21 protein-coding genes are annotated in these 22,250 nt (G+C 44.0%); 2 read left to right on the forward strand and 19 right to left on the reverse strand.

Annotated elements, in window-relative coordinates:
* Window positions 1-10 precede the first annotated feature (10 nt).
* The 10 genes from V6Z54_RS01200 to proG all read right to left on the reverse strand — a co-directional run bounded on the left by V6Z54_RS01200 (window position 11) and on the right by proG (window position 10,404).
* Window positions 11-979: an oligopeptide/dipeptide ABC transporter ATP-binding protein gene (locus V6Z54_RS01200; RefSeq protein ID WP_073979385.1), complete on the reverse strand. Its 969-nt coding sequence runs from the start codon at window positions 977-979 to the stop codon at window positions 11-13.
* On the reverse strand, window positions 969-1,886 hold the full coding sequence (locus V6Z54_RS01205) for a C40 family peptidase (protein ID WP_073979384.1): 918 nt from the start codon (window positions 1,884-1,886) through the stop codon (window positions 969-971). The genes V6Z54_RS01200 and V6Z54_RS01205 overlap by 11 nt, the downstream gene beginning before the upstream one ends.
* Complete coding sequence (locus V6Z54_RS01210) at window positions 1,886-2,965, reverse strand: dipeptide epimerase (RefSeq protein WP_073979383.1); 1,080 nt, start codon at window positions 2,963-2,965, stop codon at window positions 1,886-1,888. The genes V6Z54_RS01205 and V6Z54_RS01210 overlap by 1 nt, the downstream gene beginning before the upstream one ends.
* Window positions 2,962-3,903 carry an LD-carboxypeptidase gene (locus V6Z54_RS01215; protein WP_041085070.1) on the reverse strand — a complete coding sequence of 314 codons (942 nt, stop codon included), beginning with the start codon at window positions 3,901-3,903 and terminating at the stop codon, window positions 2,962-2,964. Before V6Z54_RS01215 ends, V6Z54_RS01210 begins: the two co-directional genes overlap by 4 nt.
* A gap of 110 nt (window positions 3,904-4,013) precedes the next feature.
* Window positions 4,014-5,636: a peptide ABC transporter substrate-binding protein gene (locus tag V6Z54_RS01220; RefSeq protein WP_338527614.1), complete on the reverse strand. Its 1,623-nt coding sequence runs from the start codon at window positions 5,634-5,636 to the stop codon at window positions 4,014-4,016.
* Window positions 5,636-6,646: an ABC transporter ATP-binding protein gene (locus V6Z54_RS01225; protein ID WP_041085073.1), complete on the reverse strand. Its 1,011-nt coding sequence runs from the start codon at window positions 6,644-6,646 to the stop codon at window positions 5,636-5,638. Before V6Z54_RS01225 ends, V6Z54_RS01220 begins: the two co-directional genes overlap by 1 nt.
* Before the next feature lie 6 nt (window positions 6,647-6,652).
* Window positions 6,653-7,615, reverse strand: coding sequence for an ABC transporter permease (locus V6Z54_RS01230; RefSeq protein ID WP_041085074.1), 963 nt, complete (start codon window positions 7,613-7,615; stop codon window positions 6,653-6,655).
* A complete protein-coding gene (locus tag V6Z54_RS01235) occupies window positions 7,612-8,547 on the reverse strand; it encodes an ABC transporter permease (RefSeq protein WP_039177974.1) in 936 nt (311 codons plus the stop codon). Before V6Z54_RS01235 ends, V6Z54_RS01230 begins: the two co-directional genes overlap by 4 nt.
* Before the next feature lie 18 nt (window positions 8,548-8,565).
* Window positions 8,566-9,390, reverse strand: a complete 825-nt coding sequence (locus tag V6Z54_RS01240; RefSeq protein WP_041085075.1) for a M55 family metallopeptidase — start codon at window positions 9,388-9,390, stop codon at window positions 8,566-8,568.
* Between the two features lie 189 nt (window positions 9,391-9,579).
* Window positions 9,580-10,404, reverse strand: coding sequence for a pyrroline-5-carboxylate reductase ProG (gene proG, locus V6Z54_RS01245; RefSeq protein WP_338527615.1), 825 nt, complete (start codon window positions 10,402-10,404; stop codon window positions 9,580-9,582).
* Between the two features lie 168 nt (window positions 10,405-10,572).
* On the opposite strand from proG, the gene V6Z54_RS01250 reads away from it, so the two are divergent.
* A complete protein-coding gene (locus V6Z54_RS01250) occupies window positions 10,573-11,862 on the forward strand; it encodes a trypsin-like peptidase domain-containing protein (protein WP_041085077.1) in 1,290 nt (429 codons plus the stop codon).
* A gap of 32 nt (window positions 11,863-11,894) precedes the next feature.
* Here V6Z54_RS01250 and V6Z54_RS01255 read toward each other — a convergent pair whose 3' ends face one another.
* Complete coding sequence (locus V6Z54_RS01255; protein WP_338527616.1) at window positions 11,895-12,851, reverse strand: ring-cleaving dioxygenase; 957 nt, start codon at window positions 12,849-12,851, stop codon at window positions 11,895-11,897.
* 329 nt (window positions 12,852-13,180) lie between these two features.
* Between V6Z54_RS01255 and V6Z54_RS01260 the strand changes: the two genes are divergently transcribed.
* Window positions 13,181-14,506 (forward strand): amino acid permease, encoded by a 1,326-nt coding sequence (locus V6Z54_RS01260; RefSeq protein WP_039177966.1) that lies wholly within the window; start codon window positions 13,181-13,183, stop codon window positions 14,504-14,506.
* A 13-nt stretch (window positions 14,507-14,519) separates the two neighbouring features.
* Here V6Z54_RS01260 and V6Z54_RS01265 read toward each other — a convergent pair whose 3' ends face one another.
* From V6Z54_RS01265 to pdhA, 8 genes are all read right to left on the reverse strand, one after another.
* Window positions 14,520-14,849, reverse strand: a complete 330-nt coding sequence (locus V6Z54_RS01265; RefSeq protein WP_024426788.1) for a hypothetical protein — start codon at window positions 14,847-14,849, stop codon at window positions 14,520-14,522.
* A 63-nt stretch (window positions 14,850-14,912) separates the two neighbouring features.
* Entirely contained in the window at window positions 14,913-15,869 is a 957-nt protein-coding gene (locus tag V6Z54_RS01270; RefSeq protein WP_024426787.1) for a sugar-binding transcriptional regulator, read from the reverse strand.
* Between the two features lie 93 nt (window positions 15,870-15,962).
* Entirely contained in the window at window positions 15,963-16,748 is a 786-nt protein-coding gene (locus tag V6Z54_RS01275) for an SDR family oxidoreductase (RefSeq protein ID WP_041085081.1), read from the reverse strand.
* Window positions 16,726-17,421 carry an SDR family oxidoreductase gene (locus V6Z54_RS01280; RefSeq protein WP_338527617.1) on the reverse strand — a complete coding sequence of 232 codons (696 nt, stop codon included), beginning with the start codon at window positions 17,419-17,421 and terminating at the stop codon, window positions 16,726-16,728. The genes V6Z54_RS01275 and V6Z54_RS01280 overlap by 23 nt, the downstream gene beginning before the upstream one ends.
* A gap of 31 nt (window positions 17,422-17,452) precedes the next feature.
* The gene (gene lpdA, locus V6Z54_RS01285) at window positions 17,453-18,835 is read right to left on the reverse strand and encodes a dihydrolipoyl dehydrogenase (protein WP_224928053.1); all 1,383 of its coding nucleotides are present in this window, start codon (window positions 18,833-18,835) and stop codon (window positions 17,453-17,455) included.
* A 12-nt stretch (window positions 18,836-18,847) separates the two neighbouring features.
* Window positions 18,848-20,173, reverse strand: a complete 1,326-nt coding sequence (locus V6Z54_RS01290) for a dihydrolipoamide acetyltransferase family protein (protein ID WP_075611289.1) — start codon at window positions 20,171-20,173, stop codon at window positions 18,848-18,850.
* Window positions 20,174-20,190: 17 nt separating this feature from the next.
* On the reverse strand, window positions 20,191-21,171 hold the full coding sequence (locus V6Z54_RS01295; protein WP_338527956.1) for an alpha-ketoacid dehydrogenase subunit beta: 981 nt from the start codon (window positions 21,169-21,171) through the stop codon (window positions 20,191-20,193).
* Between the two features lie 31 nt (window positions 21,172-21,202).
* A complete protein-coding gene (pdhA, locus tag V6Z54_RS01300; protein ID WP_039177954.1) occupies window positions 21,203-22,186 on the reverse strand; it encodes a pyruvate dehydrogenase (acetyl-transferring) E1 component subunit alpha in 984 nt (327 codons plus the stop codon).
* Window positions 22,187-22,250: the final 64 nt, after the last annotated feature.

Here is a 22,250-nt window from a genome sequence, read left to right on the forward strand (position 1 = left end):
CTAGCTTGTCCTATTTTCTATTATATAAGTGACAGGCAACTTCATGTCCTTCTTCCACCGTTTGTAATGTCGGCTTTTTTTCAGCACATACATCCATCGCGGCAGGACATCTTGTTCGAAATACACAGCCGCTTGGCGGATTGACTGGACTTGGAATTTCTCCTTTTAAAATAAACCTTTTGCGCTTGTCCTCTACGTCAGGATCTGGAATGGGGATAGCAGACAGCAAGGCTTGTGTATATGGGTGAAGCGGTGTTTGATATAATGCATCACTTGTCGTCAATTCAACGAGATGGCCTAAATACATAACACCGATCCGGTCGCTAATATATTTCACCATTGACAAGTCATGTGCAATAAAGAGAAATGTTAATCCTTCCTCTTTTTGCAGTTTCTTCAGCAGATTCACCACCTGCGCTTGAACGGAAACGTCTAGTGCAGAAATCGGCTCATCTGCCACAATAAATTTTGGCGCTAAGGCAAGTGCTCTTGCAATGCCGATTCTCTGCCTTTGTCCTCCGCTAAATTCGTGCGGATAGCGGGTGGCAAAATCATAGCTTAACCCTACCGCTTCGAGCAGTTCTTTTACGCGGGCAATCCTTTTCTTTTGACTGCCATAAAGCTGATGAATCTCCATTGGCTCTAGCATAATATCTTTTACTGACAGTCTCGGATTTAAGGAGGAATACGGATCTTGAAAGACCATTTGCATTTGCCGGTTGAAATCAAATGATTCTTTTTTAGAAAGGTGGTGAAGACTTTTCCCTTCATATAAGGCTTCACCATCTGTTGGTTCATAAAGACGCATGAGCACTTTTCCAAGTGTGGATTTGCCGCAGCCAGATTCACCAACGAGACCAAAGGTTTCACCTTGTTTCAGCTGAAAAGAGACACCATCCAGCGCTTTTAACGTTCTCCCTTTTGATAGGTGAAAATGTTTTTTGAGGTTGTTTACTTGTAAAAGTGGTTCAACTACCATGATCGCTCCTCCTCTCGCTTGGTAAATACCGCCTTGCACCTGCCCATTCCTTTTCATATGAAGTGCCAGAAAGGGAAAGCAGTTCAATTTGTCTGCCGGTTTTAGGCGAATGAAGCATCTTCCCGTCTCCAGCGTAGATCCCTACATGGCGGATCGCTCCCTTTCCGTTTTCATTTGCAAAAAACAGCAAATCGCCTGGTTCTAAATGGCTTGATGCCACCGGGGTTCCTTGAACTGCTTGGTCACTTGCGTCTCTCGGCAAAAGATATCCGCACGCTTTGTACATGCTGTAAGCAAAACCTGAACAATCATATCCAAAGCTGCTCATACCTCCCCATAAATAAGAAAGTCCAATAAATTGTTTTCCTGCGTCTACGACATCTTTGCCGGTCAAAGAGTAAGCATGTGAAACTGGGCGTACATCCGCTTTGTTGATTTCTCTTATTCCTACTGGGGTGACAACATAAAATTGATCATCTGTTTCTTTAGCTGCTGCCAGCTCTGTTAAAAAACTAATCTCCATATCGGGTTCCCCGTTTTGATAGAGCGTGGCTTTTTTCTGAGAAACAATAAGAGATGCTGCTGATCCATTTCCCCCTGTTACTTGGTTTAATTGCTCAACAGGTATATAGCCTGGATAACCTTGCGGATGTTTCCGGCTGGCCTGCTGAGGTATGACGACTTTCATCCAGCCATCTGTCTCTTCTAATCCAATCACTCGTTCTCCGAGCAGTATTTGAGATTGAATCAAATTTTCTTCACATAAAGCCAATTTTTCTTCATATGTTTGCTGGTCAATCCACTCTTTGATGTTGATGGAGTCCTGAAGTACCTTTCGATCGATTTCTCGCGGAGACTGCGGTGCTGTCCATACGTTAGCGACTGGAACCTTTGATTCATATATCATCACGAGACTCCTTTCACCCCTTGTATGCCTAACCCATGATGCAGCGGTAACAATATGTCTTTTCCTTTGTACACGATTCCTCCGTCTATCATGTCTTCTTTCAGCATAAGCGGGGCATCAAAATCGCAGCGGGTGATATTCGGCTGGCTTGCGGCGAAATGTGCCGCTGCTGTAATGCCAAGCTTTGACTCAATCATACTGCCAACCATGCACTGAACACCGTATGCTTCAGCTAGGACATTGATTTTTAGTGCTTCTTTTATGCCGCCCGATTTCATTAATTTTAAATTGATGAGATCACAGCTTCTCGTTTCAAGCACCTTGATTGCATCATGAAAACTAAAAATGCTTTCGTCTGCCATAATCAATGTATCAGTTGCTTCTGTCACACGGCGCAGACCTTCGATATCTTCTTTCGGCACTGGCTGTTCTATTAATTCAATATTCAGTGCTTCCATTTTTCGAATGGCTGTGATCGCTTCCTTCCACGTCCATCCTTGGTTTGCGTCGAGCCTGATCTGAATGTCTGGTCCGACTTTTTCTCGAATCCGCTTGATACGCTGAATATCCGTGTGTATGTCATCTTTCCCCACTTTCACCTTTAACGTCTGAAAGCCTTCGGCTGCGTATTGCTTCGCATCTTCCGCCATTTCGAGCGGACGGTTTACACTGACCGTATAGTCGGTTTCGAGCTGATGACGATATCCGCCAAGGTATTGATAAAGCGGAAGCCCTGCCTGCTTTGCTAACCCATCATAAATGGCCATATCGATTGCAGCCTTTGCGCTTGTGTTGCTTGCGAGCACGCGGTTCATAGCAGAAAAGATTTGTTCATACTCTGCCAAGGAAGCCCCGAGCAAAATGGGTCTGATCACTTCACAGATGGCATAGTCGATGCTTTCCAGCGTTTCTCCTGTAATCACCGACGTGGGAACTGCCTCTCCGTAGCTGACGTCACCTTGATCATATGTGATGATGACGATCAGAGATGCTGCGTCATACACCGTTCTTAAAGCGGTTTTGAAAGGCTTTTTTAGCGGTACACTCGTTCTGCATGTACGAACATCCACGATTTTCATTTGATCGCCTCTTTCGCAGCAACGCCTGGAGAAATGTGCAGTTTTTTCCCTGCCGCATCTAGTGAAGCCTGAACGCCCATCGGAATGGCAAAGTTCGGTGATGAATGACCGATCCGAAAGCCGCCGAGTGCAGGTTTCTTTTGCGGCACAATATAGGTTTCCCACAGCTGTTCCAAGGTTAAGGACTGGTCTTTCTTTTTTGGTTCACATTGATGAAAATCTCCAATGATGAATCCTGCCGCATCATCCAGTTTTCCAGCAGAGGTGAGGTGCTGCATCATGCGATCGATTTTATACGGCTCTTCGTCAATATCTTCAATGAACAACAGCTTACCCTTCGTATCAATTTCAAAAGGTGTACCAAGTGTTGTCACGATGAGGGCAAGATTCCCTCCTATGATGTCACCTGAAGCAGTGCCGGGGTAGAAGGTATGAAGAGGTGAAAAGTGATGCGTATACGTAAAGGCCTTCGGCGTGAACAGCTGCAAAAAAGTATCCTTCGTATACGGATGAACCTCTTCAAGTCCCACATCAGAGGAAAGCATTGGACCATGAAAGGTCACAAGTCCGGTCTGCTGCTGGATGGCCGTATGTAAAAACGTAATGTCACTATAACCCCAAAAGATTTTTGGATTCCTGCGAATGAGATCATAGTCAATGACTTCCGCAAGTCTTCCAGTTCCGTACCCTCCGCAGGCACAAATAACTGCTTTGACTTCTGGATCTTGAAACATGCCATGAAGATCTTCCACTCTTTCATGATCACGCCCCGCTAAATACCCGTACCGAGAATCGAGATACTTCCCTTTTTTCACCTTCAGCCCGAGGCTTTCTAAAAAAGCAATCCCTTTTGCTAATTTCAATTCATCAGGCGGGCTTGCTGGTGCAATAATCCCCACCGTATCCCCTGTTTGAAGCGCTGCTGGCAGCTGGTTCATGCCAATCCCCTCTTTCTCTTTGTTTCTTTCAATCTATGGGCATCTTCTCCATAACATGAACGAATAAAGGAACAGACGCTTTTTTCCAAAGCGTCCGTGTTTCTCATTTACTACTCTCCATCTACTTGCGCCCATTTCAAATCGATATACCCAACAGGGTGGCGGACAATTCCCTTCACGCCCTCTTTTTGTAAATGGACTTGGTTATAAAAATGAATTGGAATGATCGGTGCTTCTTCAATGAGAAGTGCCTCTGCATCATGAAGGATGCTGTTTCTCTTTTGTTCATCTGCTTCCTGGCTCGCCTTTTTAATCAGCTGATCATAGGTGTCGTTTGACCATCCAGTCCGGTTCATCGCATTCCCTGTTTGGAAGCTCTCTAGGAAATTGATCGGATCTGCATAGTCTGCTAAAAATGAACTTTGCGAGAATTGAAATTTCAGCGCCTTTTGATCTTCTGCAAATACATTGGCTTCCATGTTTGCAAGCTTTACGTCCACACCTAGCGCTTCTTTTAATTGCTGCTGGATGGCTTCAGCTTTTTTCTTGTTCTCAGGCTTTGTGCTATATGTTAATGTGACGGGCGGCAGTTTCGAATAGTTCTCTTCTTTCAGCCCTTTTTCTAATAGCTTCGCTGCTTCACTCGTATCTTGTTTGACAAGATCGCCGCCAGCTTCTCTGAAATCTTCACCCTTTGAATCTAGAATCCCCGGTGAAACGAAGGCGCGAGCTGGCTTCTCTTTATTCTTTGTTACATAATCCACGATATCTTTCGGATTGATCGCCATTTGAAAGGCTTTGCGAATGTTCTTATTTTGAAAAGGTTCCATATTCACATTCAGACGATAAAAGAACAGTCCGGCCTGATCTTCAATTTGCACATCTTTATTTTTCAACAAATTTTCACTTTGCTCTGCTGGGACAAAGGCAGTATCTAAATCTCCCGATTGATACATTTGATAATCAGTGTTTCGATCACTGATCATCAGCCACTTTACCTGATCCAGCTTGACTGTTTTTTTGTCCCAATACGTCTCACTTTTTTCCATGGTGAAGCTCTCATCATGCTTCCATTCTGTCAGCTGAAACGGCCCATTCCCGACAAAGGTTTTGGCATCCTTTGCCCAATTTGGGTCCTTCTCAGCTACCTTCTCATTAACAGGGAAAAAGGCAGGGTTTGCGGTCATATTTAAGAATGACTTCTGCGGGTATGCCAGTGTGACTTTTAGCGTTTTGTCATTTTCAGAGCTCACTTTTACGTCATCTTTCTTTCCTTTTCCGCTGTTAAATGCCTCTCCTCCTTCAATCATGTAAGCTAAGAACGATGCAGAGGAGCCTGTTTTCGGATCGAGCAGACGCTTCCACGCATATTCAAAGTCACTCGCTTTCACTGGATCACCATTCGACCACTTGATACTGTCTCTTAAATGAAACGTGTACGTTTTTCCATCCTCTGAAATCTCCCATTTTTCAGCCATTGCAGGAGATGGTTCGTGCTTTTCATTCAGTCTCGTTAATCCTTCCATTAAGTTATTTAGCCCTTGCCACGATACATTATTAAAACCAATCGGCGGGTCAAATGACGTCGGTTCATTTTCGTTATTTAAGGTTAATATTTTCTTTTCACCCTTATTACTTGATGATCCTTTACCTGCTTGCTCATTCGCTGTACATCCTGCAAGCAGCATGATGATGAACAAACAAACACTGATGATCCACCCTTTTTTTCTCATCAAAAACTCCCCCTTTGTGTTGAAGATAAAATCGCTTGGTTCGCTCGCTCATCCTGGAGCCAGCAATGCACTGTATGGGTAGGTGACCGCTGCGTTTCGTGCGGCATGATATGATCACACACTTTCATGGCCACCGGGCAGCGTTCGGTATACGGACAGCCCTTTGGCGGAGCAAATAAATCAGGCGGGCTTCCTTCAATCGGAATCAATTCATCTTTCATATCAAGTCTTGGAACGGATTGCAGGAGCCCTTTTGTATAAGGGTGCTGCGGACTGTAAAAAATATCTCGCCTTGTTCCGACTTCAACCATTTTCCCTCCGTACATGACCGCTACCCGGTCGGCAACCTGGGCTACGACCCCTAAGTCATGTGTAATTAAAATAATGGTGACACCTGTTTTCCTTTGAATCTCTTTAAACAGCTCTAAAATTTGTGCCTGTATGGTGACATCCAGTGCGGTCGTTGGTTCATCTGCAATCAGCACCTTTGGCTCGCAAATCAGTGCCATTGCAATCATGAGCCGCTGCCTCATTCCTCCGCTGAATTGGTGCGGGTATTGCTTTAACCTCTCCTTCGGCTGCGGAATACCAACCAAATCAAGCATCTGTATGGCGGCTTCTTTCACTTCTTTTTTTGTCAGCTTTTGATGTTCCTTCGCCGCCTCCATCAGCTGATCCCCTATTGTCAAGGTTGGGTTGAGTGCCGTCATCGGATCTTGGAAGATCATCGAGATATCGACACCTCGTATGGCGCGCATTTCTTTTTCAGATAATGACAGCAAGTTGCGGTCTTGAAACCAGATTTCTCCCTGATCGACATGTGCACTGTATGCAGGCAGAAGCCTCATAATGCTTTGTGAAGTCACACTTTTTCCGCAGCCTGATTCTCCTACAATGGCTAAGGTTTCTTTTTCATATACATCGACATTCACTCCACGTACTGCTTGAACTGAACCGCCGTATGTCCGAAAGCTGACGTGCAGATCGATGATTTGTAGAACTTTTTTCAAAGCGCTTCACCTCTTCATCTTTGGATCAAGTGCATCTTGCAAGCCATCACCTAAATTGTTAAAGCAAAACATCGTGAGTGAAATAAAAAATGCCGGGAAAAATAAACGCCACCAATGTCCATTGTCTGACAGCACAGTCGGCAAAGCGTCATTAGCCATCACACCCCAGCTTGCAAACGGCGCTTGAATACCTAAACCGAGAAAGCTTAGGAACGCTTCAGCAAATATCGCGGTCGGCACAGTCAGGGTCATTTGGACGATAATCGGCCCCATCGTATTCGGCAGCAGGTTGCGGCGAATGATCCGCAGGCTTTTGGCACCAAAGGTTTTTGAGGCAAGAACATATTCCTGGCTTTTCAGCTGAAGAACCTGACCTCTCACAATTCTTGCCATTCCAATCCATCCGGTGACAGTGAGCGCTACAATAATGGTGACTAGCCCTGGCCCCATCAGCACCATCAATAAAATGACGACAAGTAAATAAGGAAGTCCGTAAAGCACCTCGACAATCCGCATCATGACATGATCATAGCGTCCGCCTTTATAGCCGGCTATGCCCCCATAAATCACACCGATGGCAAAATCAATCAGGGCTGCCATGACACCCACAAATAACGAAATGCGTGCTCCGTACCAAGTACGTGTGAACACATCTCGCCCAAGCTCATCTGTTCCGAACCAGTGAGCAGCCGAGGGCGGCAGATTTTGCATCGAAAGACGCTGTTCTGTCACACTATTTGGCGCAAGCAATGGGCCTAAGATTGCCATGACAAAAAGAAAAATCAGGACCGATAGACTAAACATCGCAAGCTTATTTTGCTTCAGCCGCCTCCATGTATCAGCCCAATAGGAAAGAGAGGGTCTTTTAATGGCATGGGCTTCCGTTTTCTTTTGCTCTCGAGGAGAAAACCATTCGTCCGGGACTTCAGGATGCCTGTTCGGTGGATCATGCTGAAGGTGTATACTCATGCCTTTCCTCCTTTCTGATGCAGCTGAATCCTCGGATCAAGGAGACGATACGCCACATCGACAATGAAGAGAAGTGTGATTAAAATAATGCTGTAAAAAACAGTGGTTCCCATGATGACAGGATAGTCACGGTTGTTAATGCTCTCGACAAAATATTTTCCCATTCCAGGAATGGCAAATATTTTTTCAATGACAAAACTTCCTGTTAAAATACTTGCGACAAGTGTTCCAAGAATGGTCACAACGGGTAAAAGTGCATTTCGAAGCGCATGCTTAAATACAATTTTTAAGGGAGAAAGTCCTTTTGCTTTGGCAGTACGGATATAGTCTTGCGACAGCACTTCAATCATGCTCGATCTCGTTAACCTTGCGATAATGGCCATTGGTCCGACAGCAAGGGCGATTGTGGGCAGCACCATATGCATTGGACTTGTCCACATCGCTGTAGGAAAGAGCTTCAAATTGACAGCAAGCTGCTGAATTAATAAGGTAGCAAAGATAAAGTTTGGAATGGATATACCGAAAACAGCAATGGTCATAGCAATGTAATCAATCAAACCATTATGCCGGAGGGCAGCCATGACCCCTAGCAGAATGCCAGAGATGACAGCAATCAATATTGAGATAAGACCAAGTTCTAATGAGACAGGGAAGCCTCTCGCCAATAGATCATTGACACTTTCAGAAGGCTTTTTAATGGAAGGACCAAAATCAAAGGTAACAATGGATTTTAAATAGATGACATATTGAACATAGAGTGGTTCGTCTAAGTGATAGTAGCTTTCGAGGTTTCGCTGGACGGTTTCGTTTGTATTTCGTTCTTCATTGAAAGGCGATCCTGGGATGACCTTCATTAAAATAAACGTTAAAGTCGTAATCGTTAAGATCGTGGCAATCATCGCAATAAAACGCTTGAGCAAAAAGCTGGCCATCTGCTGTCTCCCCCTCGCTTAACAAAATGTTGTACGTGCGGCAAGCTCTGTCATGACAAGCATCGCTTGATAGGCTTCTAATATATTCTCTGCTTGGTACGTCACCGTCGTTGTTCCTTCTATGATGGCAGTACCCGGCATTAAATTCGCCCATTCAGCTTGTCCATAGTTGGCAAACTCAATTTTAAGCAGCGGCTGATCAGGAGGCGTCAGCGGCTTCATTTGATCAATCTGTGTCATCGCGGCTTCCACTTGCTGCGAGATTTGTTTATTGACTTTGGCAGGAGGTAAGCATTTCACAGCAGATCTTGAGATGGTCTCTTTCACCGCTACTGTTTTCACACCAGGCATCAGCTTTTCTGCCTCTAGTGCTGCTTGATCATCCCCGCAAACAAGAATCACTGGAACACCATAGTAGCCTGCAACATACGCATTAAAGCCCATTTCACCAATTGGATGATCATTTATGTAAAAATGTCTGACCCCAAAAATCATACTGTGCGACATCACACCTTTCATTGATGCTCTTGCATGATAGCCTAAAAAAACAGCTGCATCATAGGTTTGATCCAACCCTTGCACCATTGAATAAGGCTTTACATCACCTGATATGAGAACTGCCTCTTCATGCAGCTCTTCGATCAAAAGATTATTCATTTTAGAATGACTGTCATTCACCAAAATGTCGGTGGCACCATGCTGAATAAGCGCCTCTACACAGGCATTCACTTCACCTGTCATAATGCGTCTGCCCCGCTCATAGTTATGCTGGCGTGAATCAACAAATGTATGATCAGCTAGACCAGTAATTCCCTCCATATCGACAGATAGATAGAGCTTCATTCCCATCCCCCTTTAATTAAACATAAAATTTGTGTATATTTTTCTAAATTTTCTAAAAAATTATATGAGAACTTGATTGATTTTTCAATACAATGTCCGAAAATAAGGAATTTAGGCTCAGATAATACAGGTCAAAAGACTATTTTAGAAAGGATTTTTTTAACAAATAAAACACCACTAACTATGTCTTTAGTGGTGTTTATCCGCTTCATTGATCTGCGATTTCAGCTGTTCATATTTCTTCATGGTTTGTGTAAATAAATCATCAAACATCTGAGGTGCCTGCTGTTGAATGACCTCAGCACCTTCTCCTGTAATTCCCCCTTTTGTCGCCACTCTATCGACAGTTTCAGCAAAGGTGAGGCCTCGTTCTACGAGGATCTGGCCTGTCCCTAAAAGGGCATACGTTAAAAATTCATTCGCTTCCTCCAAGGAAAGATCGCTATTTCTCACAGCCGCTTTCGCCATTTCTTCAAACAGAGCAGCGATAAAACCAGGAGATGAGCTTGTCAAATTGCTCGCCGCATCAAACCGGTCTTCCTCTACCTCCCTGACGATGCTAAAAGCTGAAAGCAGACGGTGTAAACGCTCTTTTTCCTCACGCCCTGCGGTTGCACCATGCGCAACAAGGGATACGCCTGTGCCAACAGCTGACGTGAGTGTTGGGATGTATCTAGACACTGGCTGTGTTGTATGCGCTTGTAACTTTTCTAATGTCACAGCTGCTGCTACTGACACAATATGTAACGCTCTCGCTGCAGAAGGCAGCTGATCTAGAACATCTAGTACAGCCAGCGGCGGCACGCAGACAAACAATATATCACATGACGCAGAAAGTTCGTCTAATGAACAAATGCTGATTTCTTGGTGCTTTTCTTTAAGCTGATGCAGGTGTTCCGTTTCACTTCTTGTATGGATCATGATTTGATGAGCATCTAGTACCCCATTTTCCAGCCACTTTTGCACCATCATATCAGCCATACTTCCATATCCAATAATTCCGATTGTTTCCACAGTTTAAACTCCTCTATTTGCTAAGATTCACTACTTATTTTAACAATTTCCCACAATGTTTTCATTTTTATCCCACACTTTTTTCTTACGATAAAATCAGTCACCACCACATACGGTAAAACACCTTGAACACATACATGAAAAAATCAATGAAAGAGAGTGATTCGGATGACACATCACAAAGATGACAAACAAACTATTGAACAACCTCAAAAACAGAAGAAGCCAAATGGCTGGTTTAAGCCATTCGTCAGCGGTGTTGTGGGCGGTATATTAGCGTTAGGTGTCTATGTTCTTACGCCATATGCTCAGCATTCATCAGACAGCACTGCAAATGATTCGGCAGCGAAAACAGAAGCAGTATCGACAAATCACACGAATTTGTCAAAAACAACAGCCGTCCAAACATCAAATTCATCAAGCAGCATTTCCAGCATGGTCGAAAATGTATCACCAGCAATTGTCGGCATTACAAACTACCAAGCACAAACTCAAACAGACACGAGCTTTGGCGATTTCAGTAACCCTTTCGATGAATCACAGCAAAACAAAAGCAGTCAAGAGGAAAAAACCGGTACAGGCTCAGGAGTGATTTTCAAAAAATCAGGCAATAAAGCCTATATCTTAACAAACAACCACGTCATTGAAGGGGCAAACAAACTCACCGTATCCTTACACGATGGCAAAACCATTGAAGGAAAACTGGTCGGAGCTGATCCGCTCACTGACCTAGCTGTTGTGGAAATTAGCAGCAGTCATGTGACGAAGGTGGCGGCATTAGGCAATTCCTCCTCACTGCGTGCTGGAGAAACTGTCATCGCAATCGGAAACCCGCTTGGTGAAGACCTTTCAAGAACGGTGACACAAGGAATTGTCAGCGGTGTCGACCGAACAGTCTCTATGAACACATCAGCAGGCGAAAGCAGCATTAATGTCATTCAAACAGATGCGGCCATTAATCCAGGTAACAGCGGCGGCCCGCTTCTGACGACAGACGGAAAGGTTGTGGGGATCACGAGTATGAAAATCTCTGAAACAGGTGTGGAAGGCATTGGATTCGCGCTGCCAATCAATGATGTCAAACCAATCGCTGATCAGCTTCTCGCAAAAGGAAAAATTGAACGTCCATATATCGGCATCAGTATGCTGGATCTCGAACAAGTTCCAGATGTGTATCAGAAAGAAACACTCGGACTTAAAAGCAGTCAGCTCGATCAAGGCGTGTATGTCAAAGAAATCGCCGCTGGCTCACCTGCCGCCAAAGCTGGCTTAAAGTCAGAGGATGTCATTACCGCCATCAATGGAAAACAAATCAAAACTGGCAGCGAATTACGTCACGAGCTATACACGAATACAAAAGTAGGAGACACCGTGAGCATCACCCTCATTCGAAACGGAAAACAAGAAACGAAACAGGTCACATTAACACAATCTGAATCTAAGCAAGTCAGTTCCTAATGAAAAAACAGCTCAGTTATGAGCTGTTTTTTTTATGACGATTGAATTGGCGTTAATCTTTGTTCAATTTCTGCTCGTTTATGCTCTAGGAATGGCGGAAGGGCTAATTGATCGCCAAGTACATCCACCCCTTCATCAACTGTAAACCCAGGACCATCTGTTGAAATTTCAAATAAAATACCATTTGGCTCTCTAAAGTAAAGAGCTTTAAAGTAAAAACGTTCTACAACACCAGAATTCGTAAAGCCTGCTTTTGATATTTTGTCATACCATTTTTCAAGCTCTTCTGCATCCTTCACGCGGAATGCGACATGATGCACACTTCCTCTGCCGGAACGTTCAGAAGGCCCTTCTGTTTTTTCAATCACATGAATTTCTGTTCCAGCACCGCCATTTCCTGACTCAAAAATGGTCACGATCTCACCATCATTTGATTGTTCACGTGCTCTTTCGGTGAAACCAAGGATGTCTGTTAAAACACGGATCGTCTTATCAGCTTCTGCAACGGTTAATTCAACTGGACCTAAACCTCTAATCGCATACTCTGCAGGAATATTGTCATGCACTGGCGGTGATCCTTCTTCTTGTGCGTTCGGTTCTACTGTTAAAAACAGCTGCTGCCCTTCTGGGTCTTTAAAACGTAAGGCAGGTCTTCCGCCTCTCAAGGAAGCTGTTTCTTGCTGTACGCCTTTATCTTCAAACCGCTTTTCCCAAAACGTGAGTGCCTCTTCAGAAGAAACGAGAAGGCCTGTGCTTGTGATCGCATTTGTCCCTTCCAAACGGCGGGCAAGCATTGGAATCTCAAAGAATGTAAGCTCTGTTCCTGGTGAAGCAACCTCATCTCCATAAAACAAGTGATACATAGACGGGTCATCCTGATTGACTGTTTTCTTTACAAGTTTCAAGCCAAGAATTTGGCGATAGAAATCAACATTCTTCTGAGCATTGGCTGTTAACGCAGATACGTGGTGAATCCCATTGATTTTCATTATTTTCACTCCTATTTTAAATTATCTCGAATTCGAGATAATATCCTTATGAATAAAATAGTTCATTTTTCAAGAAAAGTCAACCATTTAACTGTACGTTTACTGGATGTTCGGTTTCTGGCCATTAAATTAACATTAAATCGAAAACATTCTTTCATTGTTCGTTTTTAACACAACATTCACCCTAATATCTCCAATAAACGAACACTTTCAATCACAAATACGAAAATCAGAAAATTTTTTTAATTCTTGTTTTCCTAAAATCGTATTACAATGAACAAAATACATGTCACAGTAACGTACGAAAGTGATGCAGGAGGTCGTGTGTAATGAACAAAGAACAACCAGCGTTAAAACAAGACATCGGCTTATTTTTCGCCCTATCTCTTGTCATCGGGACCATTATCGGGTCAGGCGTCTTTATGAAGCCAGGCAACGTCCTTTCCTATTCAGGGAGCTCAGACATCGCATTATTCGCTTGGCTGTTAGGTGGAATCTTAACACTTGCAGGCGGACTGACAGTCGCTGAAATTGGTACACAAATCCCGAGAACCGGCGGTTTGTACGCCTATCTTGAAGAAGTGTATGGTGAATTTTGGGGCTACTTATGCGGCTGGGTGCAGATTATTATTTACGGACCCGCCATCATTGGAGCACTTGGTCTTTATTTTGGTTCATTATTAGCCAATTTATTTTCGCTTTCGACTTTATGGTCTACGACGATCGGCATTATCACCGTTTTATTTTTATGTATCATCAACATCATGGGAACAAAATACGGCGGATTTGTTCAGGGGCTGACCACTATTGGAAAGCTTGTCCCAATTGCCGCTATTATTGTGTTTGGCATATGGAAGGGTAACGAAAACATCTTCATGGCTGTCAACGATAGTATCGCTCAAATGAACTTCGGTGCAGCGATTTTGGCTACGTTATTTGCTTATGATGGCTGGATTTTACTTGCTGCGCTTGGAGGAGAAATGAAAAACCCTGAGAAACTGCTTCCTCGCGCGATGGCAGGCGGAATTTTAATTGTGACGGCTTGTTATCTCTTTATTAATGTCGCACTTTTGCACGTGCTGCCAGCTGATCAAATCGTCCAGCTAGGTGAAAATGCGACAAGCACTGCTGCTACCATGCTCTTTGGACCAATTGGCGGGAAAATCATTAGTATTGGGATCATCATCAGCATCTTTGGCTGTTTGAACGGAAAGGTTCTTTCATTCCCACGTGTGATTTTTGCGATGGCAGAACGAAAGCAGATTCCTTTCGCCAACGCGATTTCCCGTATTCACCCAACGTTTAAAACACCTTGGATCGCTGTATTTGTGCAAATTTTGATCGCCATTGTGTTTATGATCGTCAGTAATCCCGAGAAGCTGTCTGAAGTATCGATTTTCATGATCTACATCTTTTATGTCATGGCCTTTTTCGCCGTCTTTAAGCTGAGAAAACAAAACAGCGGAATGAAGCGTGCGTACAGTGTACCACTTTACCCTCTGACACCAATCATTGCGATTATCGGTTCATTATTCGTCTTAATCAGCACCATGATCACCGATTGGAAAAGCTGCCTGATCTCCATGCTGATCGGAATGGCTGGACTGCCTATTTATTATTATATGAAAAAAACACAAAATAAAGCAGAGCACTAAGCAGTGCTCTGCTTTATTTTTTATATTGTTTGATTACTTTGTATGATTCGTTTAAATATCTCATGAGCCGGTATGGCTTACTAAGCACGCGGATTGGGAGCCTTGAGATAAATCCATTCAGGTTCGACTTATATTCCTGCGTGATCCGCTTTGGCTTTGTCGCTATTTTTTCGTATACTTCTTTGTAAAATTCCTTCATGATGTCGACTTGCACACTGATCTTTTGATGACACTCTGTACACTCAACGCTTTTCATCTGATCATTCACATAAACGATGCTGTGGAGGGTCTCTTCTTGGCACCGAGTACAATGTAGGTTTGCTTCCATTTCGGTTTTCTTCAAGATACACAGCTCCTTTCTCGTTTGATGTTGCTCTTGTTATACCATTCGAACGCTGCAAGCCTTTTATTGCACGGATGCTTCCTTTAAAATGGCTGCCGCCGTTAGTTCGTCTGTCACCAGTACTTGGATGAAGCCGCCATTTAAAGCCCCTAAAATACTTTCAGCTTTATGGGTTCCTTCTACAACAGCGATGACCGTTTTGACGCTCTTTAATTGTTCCAGCGATAAGCCTATGACCTTTTGATTCAGTTCATCTTGAACAGGTTTTCCTTCTCCATCAAAGAAACGAAAACCAATATCACCGACAGCGCCTGATTGCCTTAAACCAGATAAATCCTCTTCTTTTAAATAACCGACTGTTTTTAAAGTCGACCCTTTATGCGGGTTGCCAATACCGATGAGAGCAATATCCACATTTCTGCCTTCTTCAAGCACAGCTTCTATGTCCTGCATCGCCATAAGCCGTTCTTTTAATTCCTCTGTTTCTAAAATCGCAGGAGCATATAAATAGGAACACGTGCCGTTCATTTTCTTTGCCAGCTCGTATGCCAGCTGATTGGCATGAATGTCGACCGCTTGCCTGCCCATTCCGCCCTCTAAAGGAATAACCTTCACATCATTTCTTCGTTCAAACGGATATTCTTTGACGAGCTCAGCAAGCGTCGTCCCCCATGAAATGCCGATTTTCTCCGCATCTTTCATGTTTTTAGACAAATAATAGGCGCCCGCTTGACCGACTGCTCTCTTCACCATCTCAGACATTGTCCCAACACTTGGGACAACGACCGCATCTGTTAATTGAAAGGTTGTTTCCAGCTGCTTTTCAAGTTCCACCGTATGAATGCTTTCGTCTTTAATGTACACTTCAACAATTCCCACATCTTTTGCTTTTTGTAAGAGCTTTGAAATGACTGGTCTTGAGACATTGAGCTTTTTTGCAATTTCTTGCTGCGTCCACCCGTCTGTATAATAAAGATGAGCAACTTTGACGAGCTGTCGTCTTTCTTCCCAATTCAGCATGTGACATCATCCTTTTAATATACTATGATTACCAGTATACCAAACATTCGTTTCCAATTGGAACAATTGTTATGAAAATAACAAAAAGAGCGATTAACTCTCCGCTCTTTTTCCCTCAGTATATTTCGGTTGATACGTTCTTCCACCGTCTAACAGGATAATTTGTCCGTGCAAATAACTCCCCTCGCGACGTGTGAGAAATAAAGCGAGTCCTGCGATATCCTCAGGCTTACCTAATCTTCCAATGGGAATAAGTGATTGCAGCTGCCGTTTCTCCTCTACAGTTGGATAGAGCGTATCAAGCATTTGAGATTCAATTACGCGGGGGGCAATCACATTGATGCGTATATGATGGGAGCCTAGTTCCTTTACGAGCGATCGCATCAATCCAAAAGCACCTGCTTTTGATGCATAATATTGAATACCGCCGCCTGAGCCGGTGATGGCCGATCCCGATCCAATAATGACAACACTGCCTTCCTGACGCTCACACATATAGGGGGCCAACGCTTTGATGCAATAGTAAAGACCATATAAGTTCACAGCCAGTGTCTTTTTCCAAAGTGAAAAATCGACTTCTAAAAAAGGCAGAGATTTTGTCATTCCTGCTGAATACACAAGATGAGCAATACCGCCCAGCTCCCTTTCAGCTGCTGATATCATTTGCTGAACACTTTCCCACGATGAAACGTCAGCTTGAAATATCAGCAGCTGAGGATACTGTGTCTTTAAGAGCGAAAGCCCCTTTTCATCTATATCTGACACAGCAACTAGCTGTCCTTCTTTTAAAAAACGCTCAGCTATTTCTTTTCCGATCCCTTGTGCTCCGCCAACGATGAGAACTGGTTTTTGATCATTAGCCAGCGCTCTCACCCCCATCAAGCATAATCGCCACGCCATCTGTAAATGCACCATAGGATGTACTGAGAAACACCGTCATATGGGCCACAGTCTCCTTGATTTGCTCTGTATCAGGAACCAAATGGAGAGGAGGCGGCAGCAGCGCAAGCACCCGGATGCCTTTTTCTTTAAATTCTCTCGCTAACCCTTTTGTCATGGCATTCAGCATAGAATTCGAAGTAGCATGCGAGATCCCGCCATCTCCTGTGATACTGCCTGATGACGATATATTAATGATGCAGCCTTGCTTCTGATCAACCATATGCCATACGGCAGCCTGACTGGAAAGAAAGACGGTATTCACAGCCGATTCCACTTCATCTACCCACCCATCAGGGCTCACGTCATCAAGCTCTGCGCCTGCTCCTTGCTCTGCTTGATTGACCAAAATATCCAGTTTACCGCATTTATCAATCACTTGCCTCAGCATCCGTGTCGCATCACGCGGCGTTTCCAGCGGGTTCTGAATAATACTCGCTTGACCGCCCATTTTTTGAATGTCTTCACGAATGGTTTTAGCCTTTGATTCATCATGAAACGTGTGTAAAAAAACATGTGCACCTGCCCGGGCTAAAGCCAGGCAGATGGCTTCTCCAAATCCATCTGTGCTACCTGTCACAAGTGCCGCTTTCTGATGAAGCTGGACGTGCACACGTATCTCCTCCCTATCCCTTGTTTGGCCATTATTTTCTCAGCTTACTCACGATATCAAGTGCTGCTTCATAAAAACCTTCTGAGATGGTCGGATGCGGATGAATCATTTTCGCCATCTCTTCTGCTGTTCCTTCTAAATACATAAAGGAGGAAGCTTCTGAAATCATCTCTGTGACGTGCGGGCCAACCATCGTCGCGCCAATCACTTCACCATAGGCTGTATCGTATACCAATTTAATAAAGCCTGTTTGCTCACCTGCCGCTAGTGCTTTACCGCTTGCCGCTAAATCAAATCGTTCTGCCCGCACGTTAAGTCCTTTGGCTTTTGCCTCTTTCTCAGTCAGACCGACACTTGCTACCTCTGGTAATGTATAAATACATCTAGGCATGATATCAGCATTCATTTTTTCAGACACACCGCAAATATTACTGACCGCAACAGCTGCCTCTGCCATCGCTGCATGAGCCAGTTGATAGCCGCCAGCAACATCTCCAACTGCATAGACACCTTCAACGCTTGTCTGCATCTTGTCGTTCACCTTGATAAAAGGACCATCCAGCTGCAGGTCAAGCTGGCTGACAGCAGAAACAGTAGGTCTTCTTCCTACACAAACAAGCAATCTTTCAGCCGTAAAGATATGCGTCTCCCCTTTATCGTCTGATGCATGAACCGCTTTGACTCCTTCACTTTCCGTTACCTCTGTCACAGTGGTTTTCTTCGCGATATGGATGCCTTTTTTCTTTAATTCTCTTTCTAGCAGCTTAGATGCTTCCTCATCCTCTTGCGGAATAATGGACGGAGCTGCTTCAATAATCGTGACTTTTGATTGAAGGCTCTGGAAGATACAAGCCAGCTCAAGTCCAATGACACCGCCGCCAATGATGACGACAGAAGCAGGAATATCTGGGATGTCAAAGATCGTATCACTTGTGTCAAATTGAATGTCTTTAAGGCCCGGTATTGGCGGAATAGCGGGTGAAGATCCAGTGGCAATCATGAGCTCTTTCGTTTCAATCGATTCTGAACCGTCTTGTTTTTCAATCTCAATCTGGTGTCTTGTCACAGCTGTACCTCTGCCGTTATATACATCAATCTTTCCTTGCTTTAATAAAAAGGCAATTCCGCCTCTGAGCTTTTCAATGACGTCATCTTTGCGCTTTCTCATTTTATCGAAGGAAAGGACCAAATCCCCTGTTTCAATTCCCCAGCTTTTCGCCTTCTCAATTGATTCAATGACTTCTGCATGTTTGAGCAGTGTCTTTGAAGGAATGCAGCCCCGATTTAAACAAGTACCGCCAAGAAAATCCTCTTCAATCAATGCGACCTTCCGTCCACGCTCAGCTGCTTGAAGGGCGGCAGTATACCCGCCAGGCCCTCCGCCAATGACTGTCAGATCATACGTTTTCGTCATCCGATTCATCTCCTACATTAGCAATTCAAATGGTTGTTCAAGCACTTTTTTAAGGTCTGTTAAAAAGGCAGCCGCTGGTGCGCCATCTACCACTCGGTGATCAAACGATAAACTAACGCCCATCATCGGCCGCACCTGAATTTCTCCATCTACCACAACAGGTTTTTCTTGAATGCGCCCAACGCCTAAGATCGCCACTTCTGGCTGATTAATAATCGGGGTAAAGGTATCAATGGCATACATACCTAAGTTACTAATGGTAAAAGTGGACCCTTTCAGCTGGTCTGGCAGCAGTTTTTGGTCACGTGCGTTTCGGCCGATTTCTTTCGCCTCTTTTGTCAGCTGTTTTAATCCTTTTTGGTTCGCATGAGAAATGACTGGAACCATTAAGCCATCTTTTACAGCGACAGCGAGACCAATGTGCACATCATCATGGAAATGGAGCTCATTTTGTTCAAACGTCATATTGATATGCGGGTGGCGCGTGAGTACATTGCTGACCGCATGAATGATAATTTCTGTGAACGACAGTCTGTAGCCTGTCTCTTTTTCAATCGCTGGCAATAGCTGTTTGCGTACTTCTTTTGCTTTTGTCATATCGATTTCACTTGTTAATGTCACGTGCGGTGCTGTAAAGGCACTTTGTGACATGCGATCAGCGATCACTTTTCTCATGCCAGCTAGTTTTTGTGTTTTCACTGGAGAAGACTCAGCTGTTTTTACAGCTGCTGCCGTTACATCACTCTTCATAATTTTTCCGTGCGCACCAGATCCAGCAACATTCGCTAAATCGATTCCTTCACGAGCAGCCACTTTCTCTGCTAGAGGTGACACGCGCTGATCTTTCTCATTAGATTGGACAGCCGCCTCGACGTCCCGCTTTTGAACTCTGCCTTTAGGTCCTGTGCCAGATACCTCATGAATCGCCACATGATGATCCTTTGCCGTTTTTCTCGCCGCAGGAGTGGCACGCACTTTTTCATTAGGTGTTTTTGGGGCTTCAGTAGAACTGGATGAAGCCGTGTCTGATGAAGCCGATTCGCTGCTGCCGGATGAATCTTCATCTGATTGTGCTGGCGGTTCGCTTGGCACCTGTTCATTTGCCTCTCCGATGTATCCAATGACAGCATTGACTGGAATTTGATCATCGGCTTCATAATATTTCTTTAGAAAAATACCATCATCATAGGCTTCCACCTCGATATTGATCTTGTCTGTCATAATTTCAAAAAGAGGCTCACCGATTTCAACCGAATCTCCTTCTTCTTTAAACCATTGAAGCAAGGTGCCGACTTCCATCGTACTGCTTAGCTTCGGCATAAATATCTCTTTTGGCATGATCTTCTCCCCTTTACTTAAGAGCGCACAAGCTCTTTTGCTGCTTCAATAATATCTGGCACTTGTGGAATGACCGCTTTTTCCAGCGTCGGGTTGTATGGTATTGGAACCGCAAGACCGCCAAGTCGTTTAATTGGAGAATCTAAGTAGTCAAAGGCTTCACTTTCCGCTATCATACTTGCAATCTCTCCGCCATAGCCGCCTCGTTTTACCGCTTCATGAACCACGATACATTTACCTGTTTTCTTCACAGATTCGATAATCGTTTCTTCATCTAATGGGACAAGTGTTCTTGGGTCAATGATTTCAACATCGATTCCCTCTGCTTCTAGTTCCTTCGCAGCTTCTAACGCTTTGTGAACCATAATCGCTGTTGCTACAATCGTGACGTCTTTCCCGCTTCTTTTCACATCTGCTTTTCCTAGAGGAATTGAATATTGCTCTTCAGGCACTTCACCGATTGTTTTATATAAAAGCTTGTGCTCGTAGAAAATGACAGGATTGTCATCATCCATTGCTGCTTTTAAAAGACCTTTTGCATCATAGGCTGTTGAAGGCTGAACCACTTTGAGTCCTGGAATATGGGCCATCCACGCTTCTAAGCTTTGTGAGTGCTGCGCCGCTGCACCCGTTCCTGATCCTGCTGGCGTTCTTACAACGAGCGGCACCTTCCCTTTTCCGCCAAACATGTATCGTGTTTTGGCTGCTTGGTTCACAAGCTGATCCATTGCGATTGTAATAAAGTCAGAGAATTGAAGTTCTAAAATCGGACGCATACCAGTTAAAGCCGCTCCGACTGCCCCACCTGCGATGGCGGCCTCTGAGATAGGTGTATTGCGAACTCGCTCTGGACCGAATTCTTCAATCATGCCGCGCGTGACCCCAAAAGCACCTCCATATACGCCAATATCTTCACCTAAAATGAAGACATCTTGGTTTTCTCTCATTTCCTGACTCATAGCCTCTCGAACGGCTTCTAAATATGAAATCTCTCTCACTGTTGTTTTTGTCACGTAATTCCCCTCCTAATTAGGCGTATACATCCTCTAATAGTGTGTCGATTGACGGTTCTTTACTGTTTTTGGCGAATTCTACAGACGCTTCAATTTCCTGCTTCGCTTCTTCCTGTAAGCTTGCTGCCTGCTCTTCTGTCAAAACATTCAGTTCAATCAAAAGAGACTTAAAGCGTTTGATGCCGTCTTTTTGTCTCCACTCTGTCTCTTCTTCACGTGTACGGTATTTTTTCGCATCACTCTTAGAGTGACCCTTCCAGCGGTACGTTTTCATTTCAATAAGTGATGGGCCTTCTCCCGCTCTCGCACGGCTGACTGCTTCATCAACTGTGTTCATAATTTCGACCATGTCATTTCCATCAACCGTTTTCCCTGGCATTCCGTAGCTTTCTGCTCTTGTTGAAATATCTTCAATGTTGATCATTTCTTTCACAGGACCAGACATACCGTACTGATTGTTTTCACAAATAAACACAACCGGTAAATCCCAAATGGATGCAAGGTTTAAAGCTTCATGGAAGCTGCCTTCATTTGTGGCACCATCTCCGAAGAAACAAAGAACAACAAAGCCTTCCTGCTTCATTTTAGATGTGAGCGCTGCACCTGTTGCCAGCGGGATACCGCCGCCAACAATTCCATTTGCCCCAAGGTTTCCTTTTTCTAAGTCCGCGATATGCATGGAGCCGCCTTTTCCTTTACAATAGCCGGTTTCACGTCCAAACAATTCAGCCATCATTTTATTGACCTCGGCCCCTTTTGCAATACAGTGACCATGTCCTCGGTGTGTGCTGACGATCTTATCTTTATCTTTTAATACGGCAATCGATCCAACAGCTGACGCTTCCTGCCCAACACATAAATGAGTGGTGCCATGGATAAGTCCTTTTGCAAAGAATTGATCGACCTTTTCATCAAAATATCTCACTAACCACATTTGTTTATATAAATCTGCTAATTTCTCATGACTAATCTGTTCAGGCAAAGTGATTTGTTTTTGCATTTCTTCTCTCCCCTTTACATTTGTTCTTGTTTGTTACATTTGTAATTATCATACGTTTAAGTGT

This window comes from Bacillus sp. MAG717A, from assembly GCF_036884855.1.
In the GTDB taxonomy this organism is placed as follows: Bacteria; Bacillota; Bacilli; order Bacillales; family Bacillaceae; genus Bacillus; species Bacillus safensis.